The sequence below is a fragment of the Methylacidiphilum infernorum V4 genome (assembly GCF_000019665.1).
GTDB classification, from domain to species: Bacteria; Verrucomicrobiota; Verrucomicrobiia; order Methylacidiphilales; family Methylacidiphilaceae; genus Methylacidiphilum; species Methylacidiphilum infernorum.
Map to the genome: position 1 here is coordinate 2,089,477 of NC_010794.1, position 19,485 is coordinate 2,108,961.

At 48.8% G+C, this 19,485-nt stretch carries 19 protein-coding genes; 5 read left to right on the top strand and 14 right to left on the bottom strand.

From position 1 onward, the window contains the following. Positions 1-9: 9 nt before the first annotated feature. The 9 genes from MINF_RS09890 to MINF_RS09930 form a co-directional block, all read right to left on the bottom strand. Positions 10-753 (bottom strand): nucleotidyltransferase family protein, encoded by a 744-nt coding sequence (locus tag MINF_RS09890; RefSeq protein WP_048810356.1) that lies wholly within the window; start codon positions 751-753, stop codon positions 10-12. Between the two features lie 65 nt (positions 754-818). Next, positions 819-2,582: a phosphoenolpyruvate--protein phosphotransferase gene (ptsP, locus tag MINF_RS09895; RefSeq protein WP_148205242.1), complete on the bottom strand. Its 1,764-nt coding sequence runs from the start codon at positions 2,580-2,582 to the stop codon at positions 819-821. Between the two features lie 65 nt (positions 2,583-2,647). Next, a complete protein-coding gene (locus tag MINF_RS09900) occupies positions 2,648-2,965 on the bottom strand; it encodes an HPr family phosphocarrier protein (protein ID WP_012464584.1) in 318 nt (105 codons plus the stop codon). Beyond that, a complete protein-coding gene (gene hprK, locus MINF_RS09905) occupies positions 2,966-3,946 on the bottom strand; it encodes an HPr(Ser) kinase/phosphatase (RefSeq protein WP_048810357.1) in 981 nt (326 codons plus the stop codon). A 53-nt stretch (positions 3,947-3,999) separates the two neighbouring features. Further along, positions 4,000-5,112, bottom strand: coding sequence for an anthranilate synthase component I family protein (locus MINF_RS09910; RefSeq protein ID WP_012464586.1), 1,113 nt, complete (start codon positions 5,110-5,112; stop codon positions 4,000-4,002). Positions 5,113-5,211: 99 nt separating this feature from the next. Further along, entirely contained in the window at positions 5,212-6,372 is a 1,161-nt protein-coding gene (gene dnaJ / locus MINF_RS09915) for a molecular chaperone DnaJ (RefSeq protein ID WP_012464587.1), read from the bottom strand. Between the two features lie 66 nt (positions 6,373-6,438). Further along, complete coding sequence (locus MINF_RS09920) at positions 6,439-7,041, bottom strand: nucleotide exchange factor GrpE (RefSeq protein WP_012464588.1); 603 nt, start codon at positions 7,039-7,041, stop codon at positions 6,439-6,441. A gap of 26 nt (positions 7,042-7,067) precedes the next feature. Next, a complete protein-coding gene (locus MINF_RS09925) occupies positions 7,068-8,327 on the bottom strand; it encodes a PP2C family protein-serine/threonine phosphatase (RefSeq protein WP_148205243.1) in 1,260 nt (419 codons plus the stop codon). After that, positions 8,311-8,838 (bottom strand): STAS domain-containing protein, encoded by a 528-nt coding sequence (locus MINF_RS09930; protein ID WP_012464590.1) that lies wholly within the window; start codon positions 8,836-8,838, stop codon positions 8,311-8,313. The genes MINF_RS09925 and MINF_RS09930 overlap by 17 nt, the downstream gene beginning before the upstream one ends. Before the next feature lie 241 nt (positions 8,839-9,079). Here MINF_RS09930 and MINF_RS09935 point away from each other — a divergent pair, with 241 nt between their 5' ends. The 4 genes from MINF_RS09935 to trmFO all read left to right on the top strand — a co-directional run bounded on the left by MINF_RS09935 (position 9,080) and on the right by trmFO (position 13,911). Further along, the gene (locus MINF_RS09935) at positions 9,080-9,880 is read left to right on the top strand and encodes an MBL fold metallo-hydrolase (RefSeq protein ID WP_238523489.1); all 801 of its coding nucleotides are present in this window, start codon (positions 9,080-9,082) and stop codon (positions 9,878-9,880) included. A 62-nt stretch (positions 9,881-9,942) separates the two neighbouring features. After that, positions 9,943-10,755, top strand: coding sequence for a TatD family hydrolase (locus tag MINF_RS09940; protein WP_012464593.1), 813 nt, complete (start codon positions 9,943-9,945; stop codon positions 10,753-10,755). A 24-nt stretch (positions 10,756-10,779) separates the two neighbouring features. Continuing rightward, positions 10,780-12,516: a dihydroxy-acid dehydratase gene (gene ilvD, locus MINF_RS09945; protein WP_012464594.1), complete on the top strand. Its 1,737-nt coding sequence runs from the start codon at positions 10,780-10,782 to the stop codon at positions 12,514-12,516. A gap of 57 nt (positions 12,517-12,573) precedes the next feature. Further along, positions 12,574-13,911 (top strand): methylenetetrahydrofolate--tRNA-(uracil(54)-C(5))-methyltransferase (FADH(2)-oxidizing) TrmFO, encoded by a 1,338-nt coding sequence (trmFO, locus tag MINF_RS09950; RefSeq protein WP_012464595.1) that lies wholly within the window; start codon positions 12,574-12,576, stop codon positions 13,909-13,911. Between the two features lie 245 nt (positions 13,912-14,156). On the opposite strand, the gene pheT is transcribed toward trmFO, so the two are convergent. After that, positions 14,157-16,454, bottom strand: a complete 2,298-nt coding sequence (gene pheT, locus MINF_RS09955; RefSeq protein ID WP_012464596.1) for a phenylalanine--tRNA ligase subunit beta — start codon at positions 16,452-16,454, stop codon at positions 14,157-14,159. Positions 16,455-16,523: 69 nt separating this feature from the next. Further along, positions 16,524-16,670: a hypothetical protein gene (locus tag MINF_RS11540; protein ID WP_187146941.1), complete on the bottom strand. Its 147-nt coding sequence runs from the start codon at positions 16,668-16,670 to the stop codon at positions 16,524-16,526. 298 nt (positions 16,671-16,968) lie between these two features. On the opposite strand from MINF_RS11540, the gene MINF_RS09960 reads away from it, so the two are divergent. After that, a complete protein-coding gene (locus tag MINF_RS09960) occupies positions 16,969-17,733 on the top strand; it encodes an outer membrane beta-barrel protein (RefSeq protein ID WP_012464597.1) in 765 nt (254 codons plus the stop codon). A gap of 47 nt (positions 17,734-17,780) precedes the next feature. Here MINF_RS09960 and trmB read toward each other — a convergent pair whose 3' ends face one another. The 3 genes from trmB to MINF_RS09975 form a co-directional block, all read right to left on the bottom strand. Then, positions 17,781-18,419 (bottom strand): tRNA (guanine(46)-N(7))-methyltransferase TrmB, encoded by a 639-nt coding sequence (trmB, locus tag MINF_RS09965; protein WP_012464598.1) that lies wholly within the window; start codon positions 18,417-18,419, stop codon positions 17,781-17,783. Positions 18,420-18,521: 102 nt separating this feature from the next. Next, positions 18,522-18,905, bottom strand: coding sequence for a dUTPase (locus MINF_RS09970; RefSeq protein ID WP_012464599.1), 384 nt, complete (start codon positions 18,903-18,905; stop codon positions 18,522-18,524). Between the two features lie 45 nt (positions 18,906-18,950). Further along, positions 18,951-19,391: a thiol-disulfide oxidoreductase DCC family protein gene (locus MINF_RS09975; RefSeq protein ID WP_012464600.1), complete on the bottom strand. Its 441-nt coding sequence runs from the start codon at positions 19,389-19,391 to the stop codon at positions 18,951-18,953. Positions 19,392-19,485 lie beyond the last annotated feature (94 nt).

Consider the following 19,485-nt stretch of genomic DNA (forward strand, 5'->3'; position numbering starts at 1 on the left):
AAAAGCCTTTCAACGAAAGGCAAGGTTTGCGGCTTCAAGAACTTCTTTGCTCCCGATATCAAACCATAGACCCGGTAGCTGCCAGACGTAGACATCTTCTCTTCTATAAAGCCACTGGATAAACCGACCGGGCTGATCGGCATTCTTTTCTTCCTTGAGGTAAGCCTTGAGAAAGGTTAACGACGGCTTGGGAAAAAAATAGAGGGCCATGGCTACCCATGTCGTAGGAGGGGTTTGCGGCTTTTCTTCAAAAAAAGTCAGTTTCTTGTTCCGATCGAAATCCACGACCCCATACTTGGAAGCCAAGCTTTTATCCTTGAGATTGTATATCCCTACAACCGGTTTATTTTTTGCCTTGCCCTCTTCTACGAAAGAAAGAAGGGAAGCGTTGAAAAGGTTGTCGCTGGCGACAACCACCAAATCATCCCCGATCTTTTTTGTCTCTATGGCAAAATCCATGTCGCCGATCGCTCCCAGCCGATTATTTTCCGTTGTCGAGCCATCGTCCAGGACTTCCAGGGGAAGCTTTTTTACCGCCCCCTGCTGGTAGCGGTTCTTCCATTCCAAGAAATGGGTATAGAACTTGTGATTGGTCACCACGTAGATGGCTTCCAAGGCAGGCAGTTCCAGGAGCTTGTCCGTGATGTAGTCCATGATCGGTTTGCCGGCAACCGGCAAAAGGGCTTTAGGTTGGTTCAACGTCAAAGGATAAAGCCTCGTTGCATAACCGGCGGAAAGCAGTAAAGCTCGCATGTTTTTTCCTCTTGGGTAATTTTTCAATCAACTTTGAAAAATTTTTAAAGCTATTATATAGCCTCTTACCTATCGAAAAAGCAAGTGGGCAGAAAAGACCGGGCAACCTGGTTTAAGATTTCAAAAGTTTCTTGGGCCGTCTTGGCCCTCCACAGGGTCTCCAGGCTATTTTTTATTTTGCCGACGTCTAAAAATTGGATAGCCCTTTTAGTCCTTTGAATGAAGACCGAACCCATGCTCAACCTGTCTATGCCCAAAGCAAGAAAAAAAGGTAAAAGCAAAAGATCGCTGGACATTTCTCCACATATACCGATAGGAATGTTTTTTTTCGCTGCCGCTTCGGCCGCCATCCGGATCAAGAGAAGGATGGAAGGATGAAAAGGTTGGTAGAGATAATCAACATTATTGTTCATCCGGTCAACGGCCAAAGTGTATTGAACGAGGTCGTTGCTGCCAATGCTGAAAAAATCCACTTCCTGGGCAAGGTGCTCGGCAATGAGGCAAGAAGAAGGGGTTTCAATCATGATCCCGCAGGGCAGTTCCCCAAAGGGAAGGCCTTGGGCAGAAAGCTCCGCCTTTGCTTTCTCGATCATCTCTTTTGCAGCAAACACCTCGGAAAGATCCGTTATCATCGGGAACATCACGGCAAGGTTGCCCTCCACCGCTGCCCTTAAAATCGCCCTGAGCTGCGTCTTAAACATCCCCTTTTCTTTCAAGGAAATCCGAATTCCCCTTGCTCCCAGGACCGGGTTCTCTTCCATCCACCTCCAGGGAAGATAGGCTACGACCTTGTCCGCTCCCAAATCAAGGGTCCTAATAATCACCTGGTTAGGCTTGGCATGCTCCGCAACGGTTTTGTATTGTTGGTACTGCTCTTCTTCGGTAGGAGGACGGTTGGATTTTAAAAAAAGGAACTCCGTCCGGTATAACCCGATCCCATCGGCCCCGTTCTTGAGCATGACCGGTATGTCTTGGGGAAACTCAATGTTGGCCGACACAGTCACCCTTTTGCCATCCAAAGACTCCACCGGGTGGGAAAAAACTTTCTCTTCGTTCCCTTCAAAATAGAGGTAGGATAAAGCCTGTTTTCTCATCGCTTCCCTTTTTTCTTCGGTGGGATTCACGACGAGGATCCCCTTGGATCCATCGACAAGAACGGTCTGCCCGTTGACGACGTTTTCCAAGAGGCCCTGCACCCCAACGATAGCCGGAATGCCTTGGGAGCGGGCTAAAATGACCGCATGGGAAGTTCTACTCCCATCCTCGGTCACTATACCCGCTACATGCCTAAGATCAAGGCTGACAAGATCGGACAGCAAAAGCACGTCGGCTATTAATATCTTGGGGGCTTCAAGGACCAGGTTATAACCTTCTTCCCCTTTGAGTTTTTTCAGGACTCTCTTGGCCACGTCCCGGATTTCAATCGCCCTTTCCCTCAGGTATTCATCTTCTCCGATCTTGTTTAAGCCAGCGATAAAGGAGCGGATTATATCTTGGTAAACCGCTTCGACACAGATAAGATCCCGCTGGAGTTTTTCTTTAACAGCCTGTAAAATCATTTCATCTTCCAGGGCAAGGATCTGGACATCAAAAAGGCTTTCTTCCACGGTTAATCCCAGGGAGCTCAGCGAAGCCTTTGCCCTAAGGAGTTCCTCTTTGGTTTGCAGGATGGCCTTTTCGAATCTCTCGAGTTCGCCGGGAAGTTCTGCAGGCAAAATCGTTTTCTGCCTGACAATTTCATGTTCCAACTGCAAAATTAAAGCAGAACCGATGGCAAATCCAGGAGAAGCCGGATAACCCTCCATCGCCGTTTCTTTAAGCCCTGTCATATCCAAGCCGTTTTTAAAAACTCCTCGATCCTTAAGTTGTTTTTTTTTCTGACCGATGCCCTCCCTCAAGAATCTTCGCCGAACTTCGTATTGACCAGCTTTACGAGAGCCTCCACCGCTTCCTTGGCATCCCTGCCCACCGCGGTGATCTTGAGCTTTGAGCCTTTGCTGGCAGCCAAAAGCATGACCCCCATGATGCTCTTCCCATTGACCTCTTCTCCATCCTTCTCTACCCGGATATCCGATTCATACCGATTGGCTATCTTCACGAACATGGCCGCGGGCCGAGCATGAATTCCCAACTTGTTCTGGACGAGCACTTCCGATACCACTAAAGAAGGCTTCGAGGTGGACTCCCCTGCACTACGTTCTTCTGCATTCATTTAAATTTTCCTGCTGTTTTTTCCCGTTATCTTGAGCAATTTTTCGTTGAATTCAGCGGCGGCATTGTATCCCATCGACCTGAGTTTCTGATCCAACGCGGCTACTTCCACAAGCGTAGCCAAGTCCCTTCCCGGCCTAATCGGGATAGTGACATGAGGAACCTTGATGTTAAAGATCTCGTAATAATTTTGACTCAAATTGACCCGTTCTATCTCATCTCCTTTTTCCACCTCTTTAAGCGTGGCCACCATGTCCAATTTTTTCTCGGGACGAATGGCCCGTAATCCAAAAAGAGTGGTGACATCGATGATTCCTATCCCCCTGACCTCCATGTGGAAACGTCCCAGGTCAGGGGCCCTCCCGACCAACTCCCTCCCTTCCAAGCAATAAATAGTGGTAATATCATCAGCAACCAGGGAATATCCCCTTTCTACCAGGGAAAGAACACATTCACTTTTCCCAATACCGCTCGGTCCTTTAATCAGCACTCCAATGCCCTGGATATCCACCATGCTTCCCTGTTCATTGGTACGCGGAGCAAAATCCATTTCCAGGCATATGGTTACCGTATTGATCAACCTCATCGTATGCAACTGGGAAACAAACAGGGGCACTCCCAATAGTTCAGCCTGCTTAACGATAAAAGCAGGGGGAGTCATCCCCCGAGAAATAATCAAGCAGGGAATTTTTTTTAGGAACAGTTGCCTGACCCGTTGCTCGGACTCCTCGGCGGGGAGGCTCCGGAGGTAGGACATCTCTCCCCACCCCACGATCTGGACCCTTTGCTTGGGAAAATAGCGCAAATAGCCTGAAAGTTGCAATCCCGGCCGGTTAATCGAGCCTTCCCGGATCAGCCGATTGAAGCCTTTTTTTCCCGCCACCAACGCCAATTGAAGCAGTTCGCCATGCTGCCTGTAAAACTCTCCGATTGTGATTTTAGGAACATACTTGGCCGATAGACTGCTATTTTGAACATTCATCAAGAATCTAGGCAAACTTCACTTCTAATAAGTATCAAAATTATCTTAAAAAATCATTTTTTTGCGCAATTCTCAAGAGCGGTTTTTATAAAAATTGCTTTTTGTTCGGTCTCCTCGTATTCGGCATAAGGATCGGAATCAAAAGTAATGCCGCTACCCACCCAAAAACGCGCCTTTTTTTCCTCGATCTCTACCAGCCTGATGGACATGGTAAAAGCCGCCCCGGCTGGTTGAAAATAGCCGATCGCCCCTGAATAACTTCCCCGGGGATGGATCTCGAGCTCCCGTATCAGTTCGATCGCCCTTTTTTTAGGAGTACCCGTAACGGATCCCCCGGGAAAATTGGCCAAAAAGGCATCCACTTTATCATACCGAAAAGCTATTATCCCTTCGACCTTGCTGTGCATGTGATAAAGATGGGGGTGGGAGCTCAGCCGCCTTAAATGAGGCACTCTAACCGAACCATAAGCACAAACCTTGCCAAAATCGTTTCTTACCAGGTCCGTTATCATTAAAAGTTCGGCTTTTTCTTTTTCGCTTTGAACAAGATCTAGCAGGTTTCTCCTGTTCTCAGGCCTTCTGTCGGAACGAGGCCTTGTCCCCTTGATCGGCTTGCTTTCCAGTTTGTTGCCCTCGATCCTCAAAAACATCTCCGGACTTGCACAAACAAGGGTCTTTGGCCCATCGTCTATGTAACAGATCCCTTCTAAACCTCTTCCCCCTTCAAGGAAAAACCCAAGCAAGGCCAAAGGGTCGCCTTCCCATGGGCAAGTCATTTCTCTTGCCAGGTTGATCACGTAGATATCCCCCGAAGCTATGTAGTCTTTGGCTTGAAGAACCATCGAGGCATACCTCTCCCTGTCGGTATCGGAAACGAAAACGGGAGGCGCAGAACAAAGGTTTTTGGAGTTTATCTTTTTCTGTACAAAGCCCAGCAACTCCTTTTTTTTCTTAAAGCTTTGGAGCTCGGGATAGAAGCCAAACCAAAAATTTCCATCAAAATCAACATGACCAACAAGCCCCGGGTTATGCTCGGCATCTTGAGGCAGCTCCCTAAGAAGGGATTTAACCTTGGTCCAGCAATGGACGTCTCCCTGGACAGCAAAGAGAGGTTTTTCCCCGTAATAAAAACCACCCTGTTTGTTCCAGCTAGGAACCACCACCATAGGAATAAGTCCTAAGGGCCTTGGCCCAAACTCTTCAACCCCTAGCTCAAGCCCAAAACCCGTTTAAAATGGATCACTCTTTATAAGGTTATCCCAAGCTCAAGAGGATCTAAAAAATCTCTTTGCTTTTTCAAAAAAGCTTTCCTGCTGAGGATGAGTCTTTTGATCGCAGGCTGCAGCAAAAGCCTCCAGTAGGGAACGCTGCGTTGGAGTGAGATGGGTAGGCACCTCTACATGGACCTTGACGAGAAGATCCCCTATGCCATGACCGTGAACATCGGCTATGCCCTTGTTCCGAAGCCTAAAGATTTTCCCGCTTTGCGTCCCAGGCGGAATTTTAAGAACCTCGTGTCCCGTCAAGGTCGGGACCCGGATTTCTCCACCTAACGCGGCCTGGGCAAAACTAATCGGCATCTCGCACATGATGTCGTTGCCCTGGCGGCTGAAGAGTTCATGAGGGCTAACATGAATGACCACGTAGAGATCTCCCGGAGGAGCTCCCGCAATGCCTGATTCTCCATGACCCGATAACCTTAAGCGGTAACCTTCATCGATCCCGGGAGGGATCTTGACCTTTATTTGAGCATTTTGTTTAATGCGGCCTTCCCCATGGCATCGCGGGCAGGGTTTTTCTATCACCACTCCGCTGCCATGGCAGCGGGGACAGGTTTGAGCAAGAGTAAAAAAGCCCTTGGAGGTGCGGATCTGTCCCACCCCGGAACAGACCGGGCAGCTGATCATCCCGGAGCCGGCGGCATAACCTTTTCCTTCGCAAGCCGGACAACTATCCAGCTTCGTAAAGGTAATTTCTTTTTCACAACCCAAGGCGGCCTCTTCAAAACTTATTTTTAAATCGCATCTCAGATCGGCCCCCTTTTGCTGCCTCCTTTTTTTGCCTACTCCTACACCAAAAGCTTCCTCAAAGAGACTGCCAAAAAGACTATCTCCAAAGAAAGTCCCCGAGCCAAAAACCTCCTTGAAAATCTCGAAAGGATCATGGAATCCGGAAGGCCCAGCGGCCGCCCTTTGATCAAATGCAGCATGCCCGTATTGGTCATAAGCAGCCCTTTTTTCCGGGTCGCTCAAGACCTCGTAGGCTTCTCCAATGTCCTTGAACATTTCCTCGGCCTGCTTATCGCCGGGATTCTTGTCCGGATGGTACTTAAGGGCTAATTTCCGATAAGCTTTCTTTATTTCTTCCGCCGACGCTCCCCTGTCGACGCCCAACAGTTCATAGTAATCTTTTTTTATCCTAGCCATGCTCTTCTTTGGTTTTGCATTATCTTTTTATTAAAAAGTATAGTCCGGGGTAGCTCCCCGGCAAAATTACTCTTTATTACCGTTGTTGCTTCCTTCCGGAGGAAGATCATTTTTCTGTTCCGGCTTCTTGGCAAGGTAAACGGCAGCTGCTCTCAAGAGTTTTCCTTTATACATATAGCCTTTCCTGAGTTGCGATGCAACATGGCCCTCCTCGACCTTGTCGGTTTCCACGAACCCAAGGGATTCATGAAAATTCGGATCAAAAGGTTTCCCCACAGCTTCCAGGGGTTCCAACCCTTCTTCTTTTAATATTTGCACAAGTTGAGACAAGACCATCTTCACCCCGGCAATGACCGATTGCACATCTGTAGCCTTTTGAGAAGATTGAACGCCTATTTCGAAATTATCGATCACGGGCAGAAGCGCTTCGAGTATTTTCGCGTTGGCCAACTTGATGGCTTCTTCTTTTTCTTTTGTCATCCTTTTTCTTGCATTGTCCCAATCAGCAAGGGTTCTGAGCAGTTTATCCCGTGTTTCATCGCAGAGTTGGGCTTTTTGCTCGAGCTCGGAGAGAAGTTTCGAACTGATCACGACAAAAGCAGGCTTCTCATTAGAGCCTTTACCGGGCTCTTCTACGGCCTTTTCTTCTTTATTTTTCAATTCCGTCATAAAATTTTCCTCCCGGTGTTCTCCCGTTATTTTTTAACCATGGCCAGCAGGGTTATATCGTCAAAAGGAACATTGTCTTGACAAAAGGAGTTGAGCCTCTCGATCATTGCATCAACAACGTATTGGGGATCTTTATCCGCTAGTTCCCGGACGATGTTTTCCGCCCTCTGCCTGCCAAAAAAGATCCCCTCATTGTTTACGGCTTCAATTAACCCATCGGTAAACAACAGCAAAAAATCACCCTTTTGGATCTTCAACTCGTACTCTTTTACCATTTTGTTGAATATTCGGCCTTCGTCAACGCCCAAACATATCCCGGGAAAGTCGATCTTTTCAATTTTCCCGTTGCGGCAAAAAATAGGCAATTCATGCCCCGCCCGGGCAAAAGTCACCCGGTCCTGCTTTTCATCAACCACCATGTAAATCAAGGAAATAATGGTTCGCCCACAAATTTCAGGATAGAGCAGTTCATTAAGCCTGCAGAGGATATCCGTTGGGGATTGCCACTGCTTGACCAGGCTCCGGATAGCCGTCCTGCACATCGCACTGATAAAAAAGGAAGCCAACCCCTTGGCGGATACATCGCTTAAAACAAAAGCCCAACTGTTTTCCCCGACCCTTATCGAATCATAAAAATCTCCGCTGAAGCGTGAACAGGGAACCGTTTTAGCGGCGATCCGAAAGCCCTGCAGGGAATCTTCTAGCTTGGGGACCCATCCCTTTTGAAACTCTCCCAGAAGCCTTAGGGTTTCCTCCTTGAAGTCCTGTCGAAAATGGCTCAATACGCAATCCGTTTCGATGAAAAAAAGAGCCTGCTTGGTCATCACCTCCTTTATTTTTTTGAGCTGCTCCTCCTCCAGGGCTTTTTCGAAATCGACAAAAAGGGAGCCGATCTCTTTGCCCTCTTTTTGAAGGGTCATAAAAACCGCATCCCTTTCTTTCGTTTCCGCGGGCTCGCCGTGGAGCTTCTCCATCCATTTCTCCTTGGGAATGTTTCCCAGTTGCAAAACCGGCTCCCCCAATCCTTCCCCCGATGGGGGTTTTTGCAGAAAAACAGCGCCCCGGGCAGGAATCCATCCCATGAGCAACCTCAACAGGCCTTGGATGTTCTGCAAAAGAGTGTTGTTGAAGGAAAAATTGCCCAAGTATTCGATAAAAAGCTGGTTCTGCTCTTCAGCCTTTTTCAAACGCAACCGCAAGGAGTTGGCTTGTGCCGTCAAAACAACCCACAACCCTAGGGCAAGAGCAAAAAGGAAAAACAGGGTAACATTAATGACTACCGTCATTAGTAGAAGAATGTCCAATCTCCTCTTTTAAATAATCGACGAGGTCCTGAAATTTCGCCTTGTTTCGCGGATCAAGATCGATTAAAAGTTCGTGGGCTTCCAACATCGTCAGGGAAGTGTCGGCCTTTTTCAAAGACTGTTTGTCCAGGGGGGCAAAATGGTCGATAAAACGGGAGACGTCCCACTGCTCAGAAATATTAAAAATCTTGTCCAAGCCCAAGGTTGCAATCGATTCTTGATTTTTTTTACTCACGTTAACAATTTTCAACTCTCCTTTAATTTCGTTATACTTAATCTGGATACCCGCCAGCGTGCCCAGAAAGGTGCTATCCATGTAGGTACATTGTTGGAGATCGATGACGAGTCTTCGGATGCCGCTACTTAATAACTGGTTGTAAAACAATCTTAAGGAGCTACACTTATCAAAAGACCCCCAGCCGACGACTTTAAGATAACCACAATCTTTAGTCAAGGCATAATAAAGAGTGCCATTTCCCACGTGAGGAATCATATCGAATTTAAAAGCAAAAGTTATAAAAGTTCCTAATGTTTTGAAATAATATAAGTTAAATTGTTTATCATTCCTAATAAACTTATGCAACATCCTTTTCTTTTTTTTATTTGTTTCATCCCCCTTTTTCTTTATAAGCTAAATTTCAGCCTGCCGTAGTCATAAATGGGCAAGGGAGTGGTTGTTTTATCTTTTACCCGCCCTCAAGGCTACTGGTTTCCTTTTTAAATACCTTTTTTTTATGGACATACCCTCTAAACAATCCAAGATCGTCGTCCTCGGCTCGGGAACATCACAGGGAGTCCCCATGATCGGTTGTCCCTGTGCCACCTGCCATTCCCAGGATCCCCGTGATAACCGAACGCGTTGTTCTCTCTATATTACAGATGGGCAGAGCGCCATTCTCATCGATACCCCTCCCGAGTTGCGTATCCAATGCCTAAGAGAAAACATAAGCATGCTTACCGCGGTATTGTTTACGCATTCCCATGCCGATCACATCATGGGATTTGACGACCTGAGAAGATTTTGTGATCTTTCGGGCCAAAAACTGCCCATTTATGGTTCGCAAGAAGTCATGGAAAGCCTGGCCAGGATTTTTCCCTACGCTTTCGATCCCTCCTCGGAAAAGAAGGGCTATCTGAGGGTCCTTCCCCATGTTATCGCACCATACGAATCCTTTTCTATCGGGTCTTTTACCATTACGGCTTTCCCCCTGCCCCATGGGCAGACGACCACCTTCGGTTACCTTTTCGAGAAGGAAGGAGAAAAAATTCTTGCCTACTTGGTTGATTGCAAGAGCGTTCCCCAAAAGACGATCGAAAGATTGTCGGCCGTCGACTATCTTTTCATCGACGGGCTTAGGGATGAGCCCCATCCCACCCACCTCAGCACCTCCGAGGCTGTCGCCATTGCCCGGCAAATCGGGGCAAAGAAGACTTTCCTCACCCACATTACCCATCATAAATCTCACAAAGAAAGAGAAGCCTCTTTGCCTAAAAATGTGCATGTGGGCTACGATGGGCTTGAAATTGCCTTTTGAAATGTTTTTATTAAGTTTTACAACCCGCCCTTTAGGGCATAACCTCAACCTGGCTTTACCCTATGTTCATTGAAACCCATGCTCACTTGGATTTTCCTCAATTTGCCAAGGACCTCGAAGAGGTCGTCGAACGGGCCATGGCTAGCGGTATCGACAAAATCATTACCATCGGGACCAACCTTAAGAGTTCAAGAAAGGCCATCGGGATAGCCGAAAAGATTCCCGCTGTGTGGGCGGCGGTCGGCATCCACCCCTTGGAAGCCCATGAAGCCTCCAAGGATTTCGAAAAAGAACTTCTCGAGCTTCTCGAACATCCCAAGGTGGTCGCCCTTGGGGAAATGGGACTTGATTTTCACAAATTTGATCCTTCCCTGGGCCAAGAGGAAATCGAAGCGAGAAAAAAAAGGCAACGGGAGGTTTTTGAACTTCAACTTTCCCTGGCTGCCCAAGTCCATCTCAACGTGATTATCCACCAACGGGACGCCTTTGAAGAAACCCTCGTTGTGTTGGCTCCTTACAGGGACAAGATCAAGGGGGTATTCCATTGCTTTGTGGGCGATAGCGAAGAGGCAAAAAGAATTTTTGACCAAGGCCATCTGGTCTCATTTACCGGAATTGTGACCTTCCCCAATGCCGCCCAACTGAGAGAAACCGTGAAGTCGGTTCCCCTTGACAAATTCATGTTGGAAACGGACTGCCCTTTTCTGGCTCCCGTCCCCCACAGAGGAAAAAGAGCCGAGCCTGCCCACCTACCCAGGATAGCGGAGGAAGTGGCAAAAATCAAAAATGTTTCCATAGAAGAGGTCGCCCGATACACTTCCCTGACGGCATCCTCATTTTTTGCTTTCCAAAAACAAAGAAAATCTAAAGCTTAATAAAAACTCTCCATAGCAAAGATTATGAACAACGATCCCTCTCTTTTTCGTCTCAAAGAAGAATCAAGCCGACAAAATAAAAAAAGCCTGCACAGGGCCTATTCCTCCAAGGTATTCGACGGCTTTATCCGCTCCCCCAACCGGTCCATGCTTTATCCCCTTGGTTTTTCTTCGACCGATCTCTCTCAAAAAGACCTTATCGGGATAGCTTCGACCTGGAGCCAGGTTACCCCCTGTAACATGCATATCGATAAGCTTGCCCGGGAAGCCGCTTTCGGTAGCTGCGAGGCCGGGGCCAAGGCTCTCATATTTAACACGATTACGATTTCAGATGGGATATCGATGGGCACCCCGGGGATGAAATATTCCCTCGTATCCAGGGAGGTCATTGCCGATTCCATTGAAACGGTGGTTTGTTGCGAAGGGATGGATGGGATCGTGGCCCTTGGGGGATGCGATAAAAACATGCCCGGTTGTCTCATCGCCATGGCCCGGTTAAATAGGCCTGCGGTATTTGTTTACGGGGGAACGATCCTTGCCGGTTGTTATGGGGGCAGGCAACTCGACATCGTTTCGGTATTTGAAGCGGTCGGATCCTATGCCGAAGGCAAGATCAGCGAGGAAGAACTCAAGGCGATTGAACAGCATGCCATCCCCGGACCCGGATCCTGCGGGGGCATGTATACGGCCAATACCATGGCTTGCGCCATCGAAGCCCTCGGCATGTCTCTTCCCAACAGTTCCACCCATCCCGCCGTTTCCCTCGATAAAATCGAAGATGCCCGCAATGCAGGCAAAGCGGTGCTTCGACTCATCGACCAGGGTATTAGGCCAAGGGATATTTTGACCAAAAAAGCCTTTGAAAACGCCATCACGGTGGTCATCGCCCTGGGAGGATCGACCAACGCGATCCTTCATCTCTTAGCCATCGCCCATGCCGCCGAAGTGGACCTCCGGCTTGAAGACTTCGACCGCATCGGCCGAAAAGTCCCCGTGCTGGCCGATCTCAAGCCCTCGGGGAAGCACTCCGTTGCCGATCTTTCCCAGGTTGGAGGGTTGGCTCCTCTTATGAAAAGGCTGTTGGAAGAGGGCCTTTTGCACGGGGACTCGCTTACGGTTACAGGGGAAACGTTGGCCCAAAACTTGGCTTCCGTTGCCGATTACCCTCCCTCGCAAACGATTGTTCGACCCTTTTCCGATCCGATAAAAAAAGAGAGTCATTTGGTCATTCTCCGGGGCAACCTCGCCCCCGACGGAGCCGTGGCCAAGATAACGGGAAGGGAAGGAGAAAAATTCAGCGGTGTAGCCCGTCCGTTTGATTCCGAGGAGGAGGCCTTGGAAAAGATCCTCGATGGGACCATTAAAAAGGGAGACGTGGTTGTTATCCGCTACGAAGGACCCAAGGGGGGGCCGGGAATGCGCGAGATGCTCGCTCCCACGGCAGCCATCATGGGAAGGGGGTTAGGCAAAGATGTCGCGCTGATTACCGATGGGAGGTTTTCTGGAGGTACACACGGTTTTGTCGTCGGGCATATTTGTCCCGAGGCCGCCGTTGGCGGGCCCTTGGCCGTCGTCGAAGAGGGCGATACAATCACCATCGACGCCCAAAACAAGGAAATTACCCTGCATGTCAGTCCCGATGTTCTTCAAAGCCGGCTGTCCCGGTGGACACCCCCGCCCCTCAAGGTCAAAGGGGTGTTGTACAAGTTCGCCAAGACGGTAAGCCAAGCCAACCTGGGGGCGGTGACCGATCTTTTTTGAGGGGATTGTAAAAAAATCCCTTCCCCATAGTCTTTCTCCAAGACAATTTTTCTTAGGATGAAAGAGTGTTCAAAAGAAGGGATCGTTGTTGTAGGCGGGGGACTGGCGGGATCGGAGGCAGCCTGGCAGATAGCCCAAAAAAATATTCCCGTCTTCCTTTATGAAATGCGCCCTTTTGAACCTACGGGTGCCCACTCTACAGGCCACCTTGCCGAAATAGTCTGCAGCAATTCTTTAGGTTCGAACCTGCTGAGCAATGCTTCGGGTTTACTTCTCCAAGAACTGCGCATTTTCAATTCCCTTCTTGTCAGGATTGCCGACAGTTGTGCCCTGCCAGCAGGAAAAGCCCTGGCCGTGGACAGGGAACGTTTTTCTCTGGCCGTCACCCGGCATCTCTTAAAGCATCCCTTGATCACCGTTATCCGCAAGGAGTTGATCGAGTTGCCCAAGGATAGCCTTTGCGTCGTCGCCACCGGCCCCTTGACCAGTCCGCGCTTTGCCCAGGCACTGCAAAGCTTGCTCCAATCCCCTTTCCTCTATTTTTACGATGCCCTTTGCCCCCTCATCGAGGCCTCTTCCATCGATTTTCAACACCTCTTCGTTGCTTCCCGCTACTCCGATCCCTCAAGCCCCGGCGATTACCTCAACTGTCCTCTCAGCGAAGAACAGTACAGGGAGCTGTGCCACGAACTCGCCCACGGGGAAAGAGTCAAGCTCCGCGAATTTGAAAAAGAGATTTTTTTCGAAGGCTGCCTTCCCATCGAAATCATGGCTCAAAGAGGGCCCGACACCTTGAGGTTCGGCCCTTTGCGTCCTACCGGCTTGATCGATCCGAAGACAAAAAAAAGACCCTATGCCGTTGTCCAGCTCAGGCAAGACAACGTCGCCGCTACTCTTTACAACATGGTGGGTTTTCAAACCAATCTTACCTTCAAAGAACAGGATAGGATCTTTCGGATCATCCCGGCATTAAAAAATGCCCATTTCATCCGTTATGGGCAGCTTCATCGTAATACCTTCATCAATTCGCCAAGGGTCCTATTGCCTACCCTCCAATTTAGGGCAAATCCCCTTCTTTTGTTTGCCGGGCAGCTTGCAGGCTGCGAAGGCTACGCAGGCAACATCGCCAGCGGCCTGGTCGCCGGTATCAATGCAGCAAGAATTTTTCAAGGCAGAGAGCCGGTTGTTTTCCCAAGGCAAACGATGATCGGGGAACTGCTTTGGTACATTACCCATGCCGATCCCGAACATTTCCAACCCATGAAAGCCAATTTCGGCTTGTTGTGCGCAGCTATGGAAGAACCTCTGCCTAGAGATAGAACCGCCCGGGACCTCCTTTTAAGCCAAAGAAGTTTAAAAAAAATAGAGGCCTTTTACCAAAGCCTCCTTGAATAAGGGCGGGGGGAGAGCCGGGAGAGGATCCAGGCTATTAAAAAAAAGCTCCCCTCGCTGCCGTGTGAATGAGACCTTTCGTCCCTTTATGGACATAAAGGACGCGCTCTGAAAGTCCGCCTTCCAGTTAAGGCCTGGCGTTCTTTCAGCAGCGTTGGGCCCTCAACCTATTAACATCGGAGGAAAGGCTGACATTCCAATCACGAGCAGCGAAGGGAAATCCTTCAAATTCCTTAAACCCTTTCCCCTTACTCTCTAAAACTACAGGGTATTTTACCCCGTAACCCTTCTTTTATTTTTGTAATAATAACGTTGATTTCGTCATCTGTCAAAGTGCGATCGGGAGCACGAAAAGTCAATGCATAAGCCATGGACTTTTGGTCTTGAGGAATGCGGCTCCCCAGGGGATCTTCAAAGAGGTCGAAGAGCTCTATGCTTTCCAAGAAGGGAACGTGTTGGTCGGTGATCGCGTTGAGAATTTCTTGATGCTGGAGCTTCTTATCCACGATGATCGCTATATCCCTTCGAATAGCAGGTTGAGAGGGCAAGGGATGGTACAAAGGGATCTCTTCTTCCCTTTTTTTCCATTCTTCAAGAGAATACTCGGCATAAAAACAGGGAAAGGGAATGTCGAAAGGAGCCCCGGGATGGATTTCTTGTAAATGCCGGCGCTCTTCTTTATAAAAACCCTTCTTTTCTTCAAGGTAATCGGTGATCTGTTTTAAATCATAATAATCGATCTTTCTTGGTTTACCCGTCCAATGGAGAGAGCCCATTTCTCCCCCGATCAAAATACCCAAGCAAAGCTCTTCCTTGACCATCCCCTGCGCATTGAAAAAAAGGGCCCCGACTTCAAAAATCTTGATCTCCTTGTTGCCCCGCCTCCAATTCGTACTGGCTACGCCCAGCAAAGAGTCCAGGAAGGAACTCCTCAGCTTGGCATAATGGACCGAAGAAGGATTGGACAAGGAAAGTTTATCGGGCTGTTGATCATCCTTTAGCAGGGGAATGGTAATACATTCATGATAACCTTTCGAAGCCAGGGCTTGCTTGAGGCTCAAGATCTTATCCCATTGTTTTTCTGACTGGGAAGGCAAAGCAAAACCAGGAGGTACCCTGGAAGGAAAACCGTCAAGACCTTTGAGCCTGACCAGTTCTTCTATGAGGTCTTCTTCAATTTGAAGATCAGGCCTAAAAGAAGGAATCTCCCAGCGGTATCCTTCTTGGGTTTCCTCTTTTAAAGAGAGCCCCAGGGAAAGCAACTTCTTCTTGATTTCTTCCTCGGGCCAAGAAAAAGCACTGAACTTTTCTAGCTTTTGGGCTCTAAGCGTTATGCTGTGCTTTGTTTCGGGCAGGGACCCGGATTCAGTTTTGCCCACAAGCCTTGCCCCGGTCATTTTTTGCAACAGCTCGACAGCCCTCTTTCTTGCCGGTAAAACGACCTGGGGGTCAACTCTCCTGGCAAACCGGTATGAAGATTCGGTCGCAACGGCCAGCCTGTTTGAACTCTGTTGGATCGTGCCCGGGTCAAACCAAGCGGATTCAAGCAAAAGAGAGGTTGTCGATTCCCCGATAGCCGAGTGGATTCCACCCAAGATCCCCGCTAGGGCTTCCGCCCGGGTGGAACTGGCGATCACCAGGTCGGATTCGATCAGCTCGTACTCCTTTCCATCCAACCCGGCAAACAGTTCTCCCCTCCGGGCATCCCTCACATGGATCTCGGGAGCACCCAACCGGTCGGCATCAAAAGCATGGAGGGGTTCACCCGTTTCAAGCAGGACATAATTGGTAATGTCGACGACGTTATTGATCGGTCTAAAACCGCTGGCTTTCAGGCGGGAGGCAAGCCAAAGGGGAGAAGGGCCAACATGAACATTCTCAAGCAGGCAACCGGAATAAAAAGGACACTTTTTTATGTTTTCTATGACTACCCGGAGGGTGTCTTGTCCCAGCGGCTCAAGACAGGGATGGACAAGAAATCCAGGCAATTTAAGCTTGCCCAATCCCAGGGCCGCCATCTCCCTGGCCATTCCTATGTAACTGAGGAGGTCGGGGCGATTGGGAGTGATTTCAAGATCAAGTAGGGCATCCCGAGGGAAAAGGGAAGGGAGCGGAGAGCCTACAACCGCTTCCCGCGGTAAAATCATTATCCCTTCTGCACTGTCCGAAAGGCCGAGTTCCTTTTCCGAACAGAGCATTCCATAAGAATGCTCTCCACGAATTTTCCTTTCCGCGATCTGGACGCCCCCGGGAAGCACGGCCCCGGGCAAAGCAAGAGCCACCTTGTCCCCGGTATCGAAGTTCTTGGCCCCGCAAACCACGTTTAATTTTTCCGTTCCCGTGAAAACTTCGCACAACCTCAGCCTGTCCGCGTTGGGATGGTTCCTCCAGGAAAGGATTTCCCCGACGACGATCTTCTGTTCGTCGATCCCTACCTCCTTGACTTCTTCCACTTCTACCCCACCCAAGGTCAGCTTTTCAACGATCGCAGAAAGAGGCTGTTCCAACTCGATGTAATCTTTAAGCCAGTTAAGGGATATTTTCATCGCTGTGTATTTTCTTATAAAACAACAAAGAGCCTATTTATTTCTCTACTCCATTCCCCTCGGTGCGCCTTATACCCCCCCGCTACCTGTCCCCCAGCGAACATGAGCTTTTTCTACCCCCAGGCCCGATTCCCGATGCCTAGAGCCAGCGATTCCAACGTGTAGCCGAAGGGAATACCCACCGTTGCCAGTCCCAAGCTCGGTCATTTCATCCATGCATCCATAAAAGGCTTAAACTTATTCTTCAATCCCTCAACTCTTTTTTTTCTTCACTCAAAAAAAAAGTTCTTTATCCAAAAAATCCAAGAAAAGCTTTATATCCATCCCCTTTGAATCCACCTTCTTCCTTAAGCCTTACACCAGATAGAAATTACTCATAATGCCTAAAAGAAAATTATAATATTTTTTTTTTGATTTTTTTTTTAATTTAAGCTAAATCCAAAAATCGAGTTAGAGAATCTTTCAGATTATTAAAATAATTAATAATATAAAGATAAAGAGGAGGATAAAACAGGTGAACAAGATCAAGAAATCGATTTGGAAAGCGATTGGCTGTGGCTTTCTTTGCGTGGGCCTTGGATTGGGTTTCTCATCACTGAAAGCCCAGGAGGTGGGTTCGTCTTCTCTCTCCGAGGGGGATGAAATAGCCGTGGGGAAGGACAGCGACGCGAAATACCAGGAAAGTAAAAAGGCGATGGAAAAAGCGGGAGGCGAGGCCAAGCGTATTGTGGGAGCGTGGTACATCGCGGGTGGAGCAGGAACGGCCTTTGTCGGGGCAAACGATGGTTTTGTTAACCCGGGTGGGCCGATCACGGTCAACACCAATTTCAGCACCGTCCTAGGGGTCCTGGGAGGCTACCATTGGCTGGATACCGAAACCCATCTTGCCTGGACGGTGGAAGCCGAAGGAGCCTACATCGGCACAGGCCATTACTTGAGCCTTCCCAACATGAACACGGCCCTTAACATCGGGGCCCTCATGGTCAACGGCACGGTCGGCTACCACATCGGCAATTTTGAACCCTATGTCGGTTTTGGGGTGGGTGCGGTCGTCGTCAACGCCGAGGTGGCGAGCGCCAACATAGGGACCAATTGGGCCTTTGCCTTTCAGCCGATAGCGGGTGTTCGTTATTTCATCACCGCCCATTGGCTTGCGGCTGCACAGTTTGAATGGATCTGGACGGATACCCTTTCCGGCTACAACATAGGCGCTACCCAGGTTACCATCGGCCATGCGATGATTCCTCTCGGGTTATTGGCCATAGGTTATGCTTTCTAGTCCAATCCCACTTTAGCCGACTTGAAAGGTATAATAAAGGGCATCCCTTAGGGGTTTTTCTTTTCCCATATAGACTGGTAACAAGGGATGCCCATCTTCTTAAATCTCTTTTCAAACAAGCTTTCGGGATAAGACCGGCTGGGAGCCTTGAGTTCAAAATGGGCGGACAAACTGAACAGTTTTTCCGCCCACAAGAAGTAATCCCGGCTGTCGGTAAGAAACCTGCACGTTCCCCCGGGCTTGAGGACCCGGGCCATGGATTGGATACTCTCCATGTTCAACGTCCTTCTTCTATGATGCCTCCTTTTCGGCCAAGGATCGGGAAAAAGAACGTGGATTTCCTCCACGGCGGAGTCCTTGCAATAATCCTTTAAAAATTCATCCCAAGAAAAATGAAGCACCTTGAGATTTTTCAGATCGAACTGCTGCGCCTTCCTGGCTATTTTCCGTACCCGGCTTATCTTTTTTTCCACCGCCAGAACACAGCTCCAGGGATTTTCCAGGGCATAGGCGAGGGCAAACGAACCTTCTCCCGCTCCCAAGTCAAGAACGAAAGGCCCCTCCCTGCCGAATAGAACCCTTGAATCTACCGGGCCTCCCTCCAGGCAGGAATTGACCAACCCCTCCTCGGGGACCCGGGGAAGGACGGCCGCTTTTGGTTGAGAGACTCTCAGCTTATCTTCCATGGTTTTTCAGCCCCTTGGCCTGAATCGATCCAAGCCCAATAGAACGGTGCGGTTTACACAGCCGGCTCCCTCGGCCATAGCTTATAATGGAAGGAGAAAAAATCAGATGTGCCGGCAGTCTTCTTCGTCCTTGGAATGGTATCCCCCCTCGATTCTTTGGATGTTGACAAGGTGTTTTTTGCTGTAAGCCTCGAAAAGGTCCTCTGGAGTCATTCCCAATAATTGGGCGGTGGAAATGAGAAAGTGCAGCAGGTCGACCACTTCCACGCGGGCGTTCTGCAGGTCTAACTTCTGGTATTTCGCCCACCACTTCCAGGGGATACAATCCACCAGTTCCGCCAGTTCCTGGCTAATCGCCCGGGTGTAGTTCAAAAGCCACTGCATCTTGGATTGTTGATCCATGCTCTTGGGATCGACGCCGATCTTAAGATTTAATTTTTCCTGCAGTTCAAATATGCGGTCTAGTTTGTCAGGGGAAAGGCTCATGGACTTATTGTGACAAATAAAGAAGGCTCAAAAAAGAGAAAAAAATCAATCTAAAAAATAGGCTTTTTCTTCGGGACTGGGCAGCCGGCAACTTTCCCTTTTCCCGAACAGCCGGTACCGGTTGTTGGCTACCAACCTATACAGGCGGTCTAAAAACGGACGGGGGAAGACCGAAAGGAAAGCGGCGATCCAACGCAACCCGGGCAGCCCTTTCAAGATCTCGATCAGGGCCCGCGATTCGATAAAAAACTCCCACCTTCCCTTTTGATTGCGGCAAAGAACGATCGAATCGGCCCTTTTCTCCTCCTCGCCCATGTAAGCCTTGAGATCTTCAAAGAACTTGCCCTGCCTTGAAGCAAAGAAAAAATGGTGCTCCTTGTCTTTGCTGAATACAAAAGAAACAAAAGCATTGCACAAAGAACAGATTCCATCGAAAAAGATGATTTGTTTCTCTTTTAGGTCTGGAGTAGAAAAATAAGGATCCACGAATGAACAATAGCCTAGGAGAAAAAAAATAAAACCCCTTAGATTATGGAGCCGTTAAAAGAAAAAGACCGGAACAAATATTTTCTTTTTCTTT

Coding starts and splice junctions, on each gene's coding strand:
- MINF_RS09910 (WP_012464586.1), bottom strand. CDS start 5,112: ATGGTGGTGGTTCCTAGCTGGAACAAACAGGGTGGTTTTTATTACGGG.
- MINF_RS09900 (WP_012464584.1), bottom strand. CDS start 2,965: ATGAATGCAGAAGAACGTAGTGCAGGGGAGTCCACCTCGAAGCCTTCT.
- MINF_RS09920 (WP_012464588.1), bottom strand. CDS start 7,041: ATGACGGAATTGAAAAATAAAGAAGAAAAGGCCGTAGAAGAGCCCGGT.
- ilvD (WP_012464594.1), top strand. CDS start 10,780: ATGAACAACGATCCCTCTCTTTTTCGTCTCAAAGAAGAATCAAGCCGA.
- MINF_RS09925 (WP_148205243.1), bottom strand. CDS start 8,327: ATGACGGTAGTCATTAATGTTACCCTGTTTTTCCTTTTTGCTCTTGCC.
- MINF_RS11540 (WP_187146941.1), bottom strand. CDS start 16,670: ATGGATGAAATGACCGAGCTTGGGACTGGCAACGGTGGGTATTCCCTT.
- pheT (WP_012464596.1), bottom strand. CDS start 16,454: ATGAAAATATCCCTTAACTGGCTTAAAGATTACATCGAGTTGGAACAG.
- MINF_RS09890 (WP_048810356.1), bottom strand. CDS start 753: ATGCGAGCTTTACTGCTTTCCGCCGGTTATGCAACGAGGCTTTATCCT.
- trmFO (WP_012464595.1), top strand. CDS start 12,574: ATGAAAGAGTGTTCAAAAGAAGGGATCGTTGTTGTAGGCGGGGGACTG.
- MINF_RS09930 (WP_012464590.1), bottom strand. CDS start 8,838: ATGATTCCTCACGTGGGAAATGGCACTCTTTATTATGCCTTGACTAAA.
- MINF_RS09970 (WP_012464599.1), bottom strand. CDS start 18,905: ATGAGCCTTTCCCCTGACAAACTAGACCGCATATTTGAACTGCAGGAA.
- dnaJ (WP_012464587.1), bottom strand. CDS start 6,372: ATGGCTAGGATAAAAAAAGATTACTATGAACTGTTGGGCGTCGACAGG.
- MINF_RS09940 (WP_012464593.1), top strand. CDS start 9,943: ATGTTCATTGAAACCCATGCTCACTTGGATTTTCCTCAATTTGCCAAG.
- MINF_RS09935 (WP_238523489.1), top strand. CDS start 9,080: ATGGACATACCCTCTAAACAATCCAAGATCGTCGTCCTCGGCTCGGGA.
- ptsP (WP_148205242.1), bottom strand. CDS start 2,582: ATGACAGGGCTTAAAGAAACGGCGATGGAGGGTTATCCGGCTTCTCCT.
- trmB (WP_012464598.1), bottom strand. CDS start 18,419: ATGGAAGATAAGCTGAGAGTCTCTCAACCAAAAGCGGCCGTCCTTCCC.
- hprK (WP_048810357.1), bottom strand. CDS start 3,946: ATGAATGTTCAAAATAGCAGTCTATCGGCCAAGTATGTTCCTAAAATC.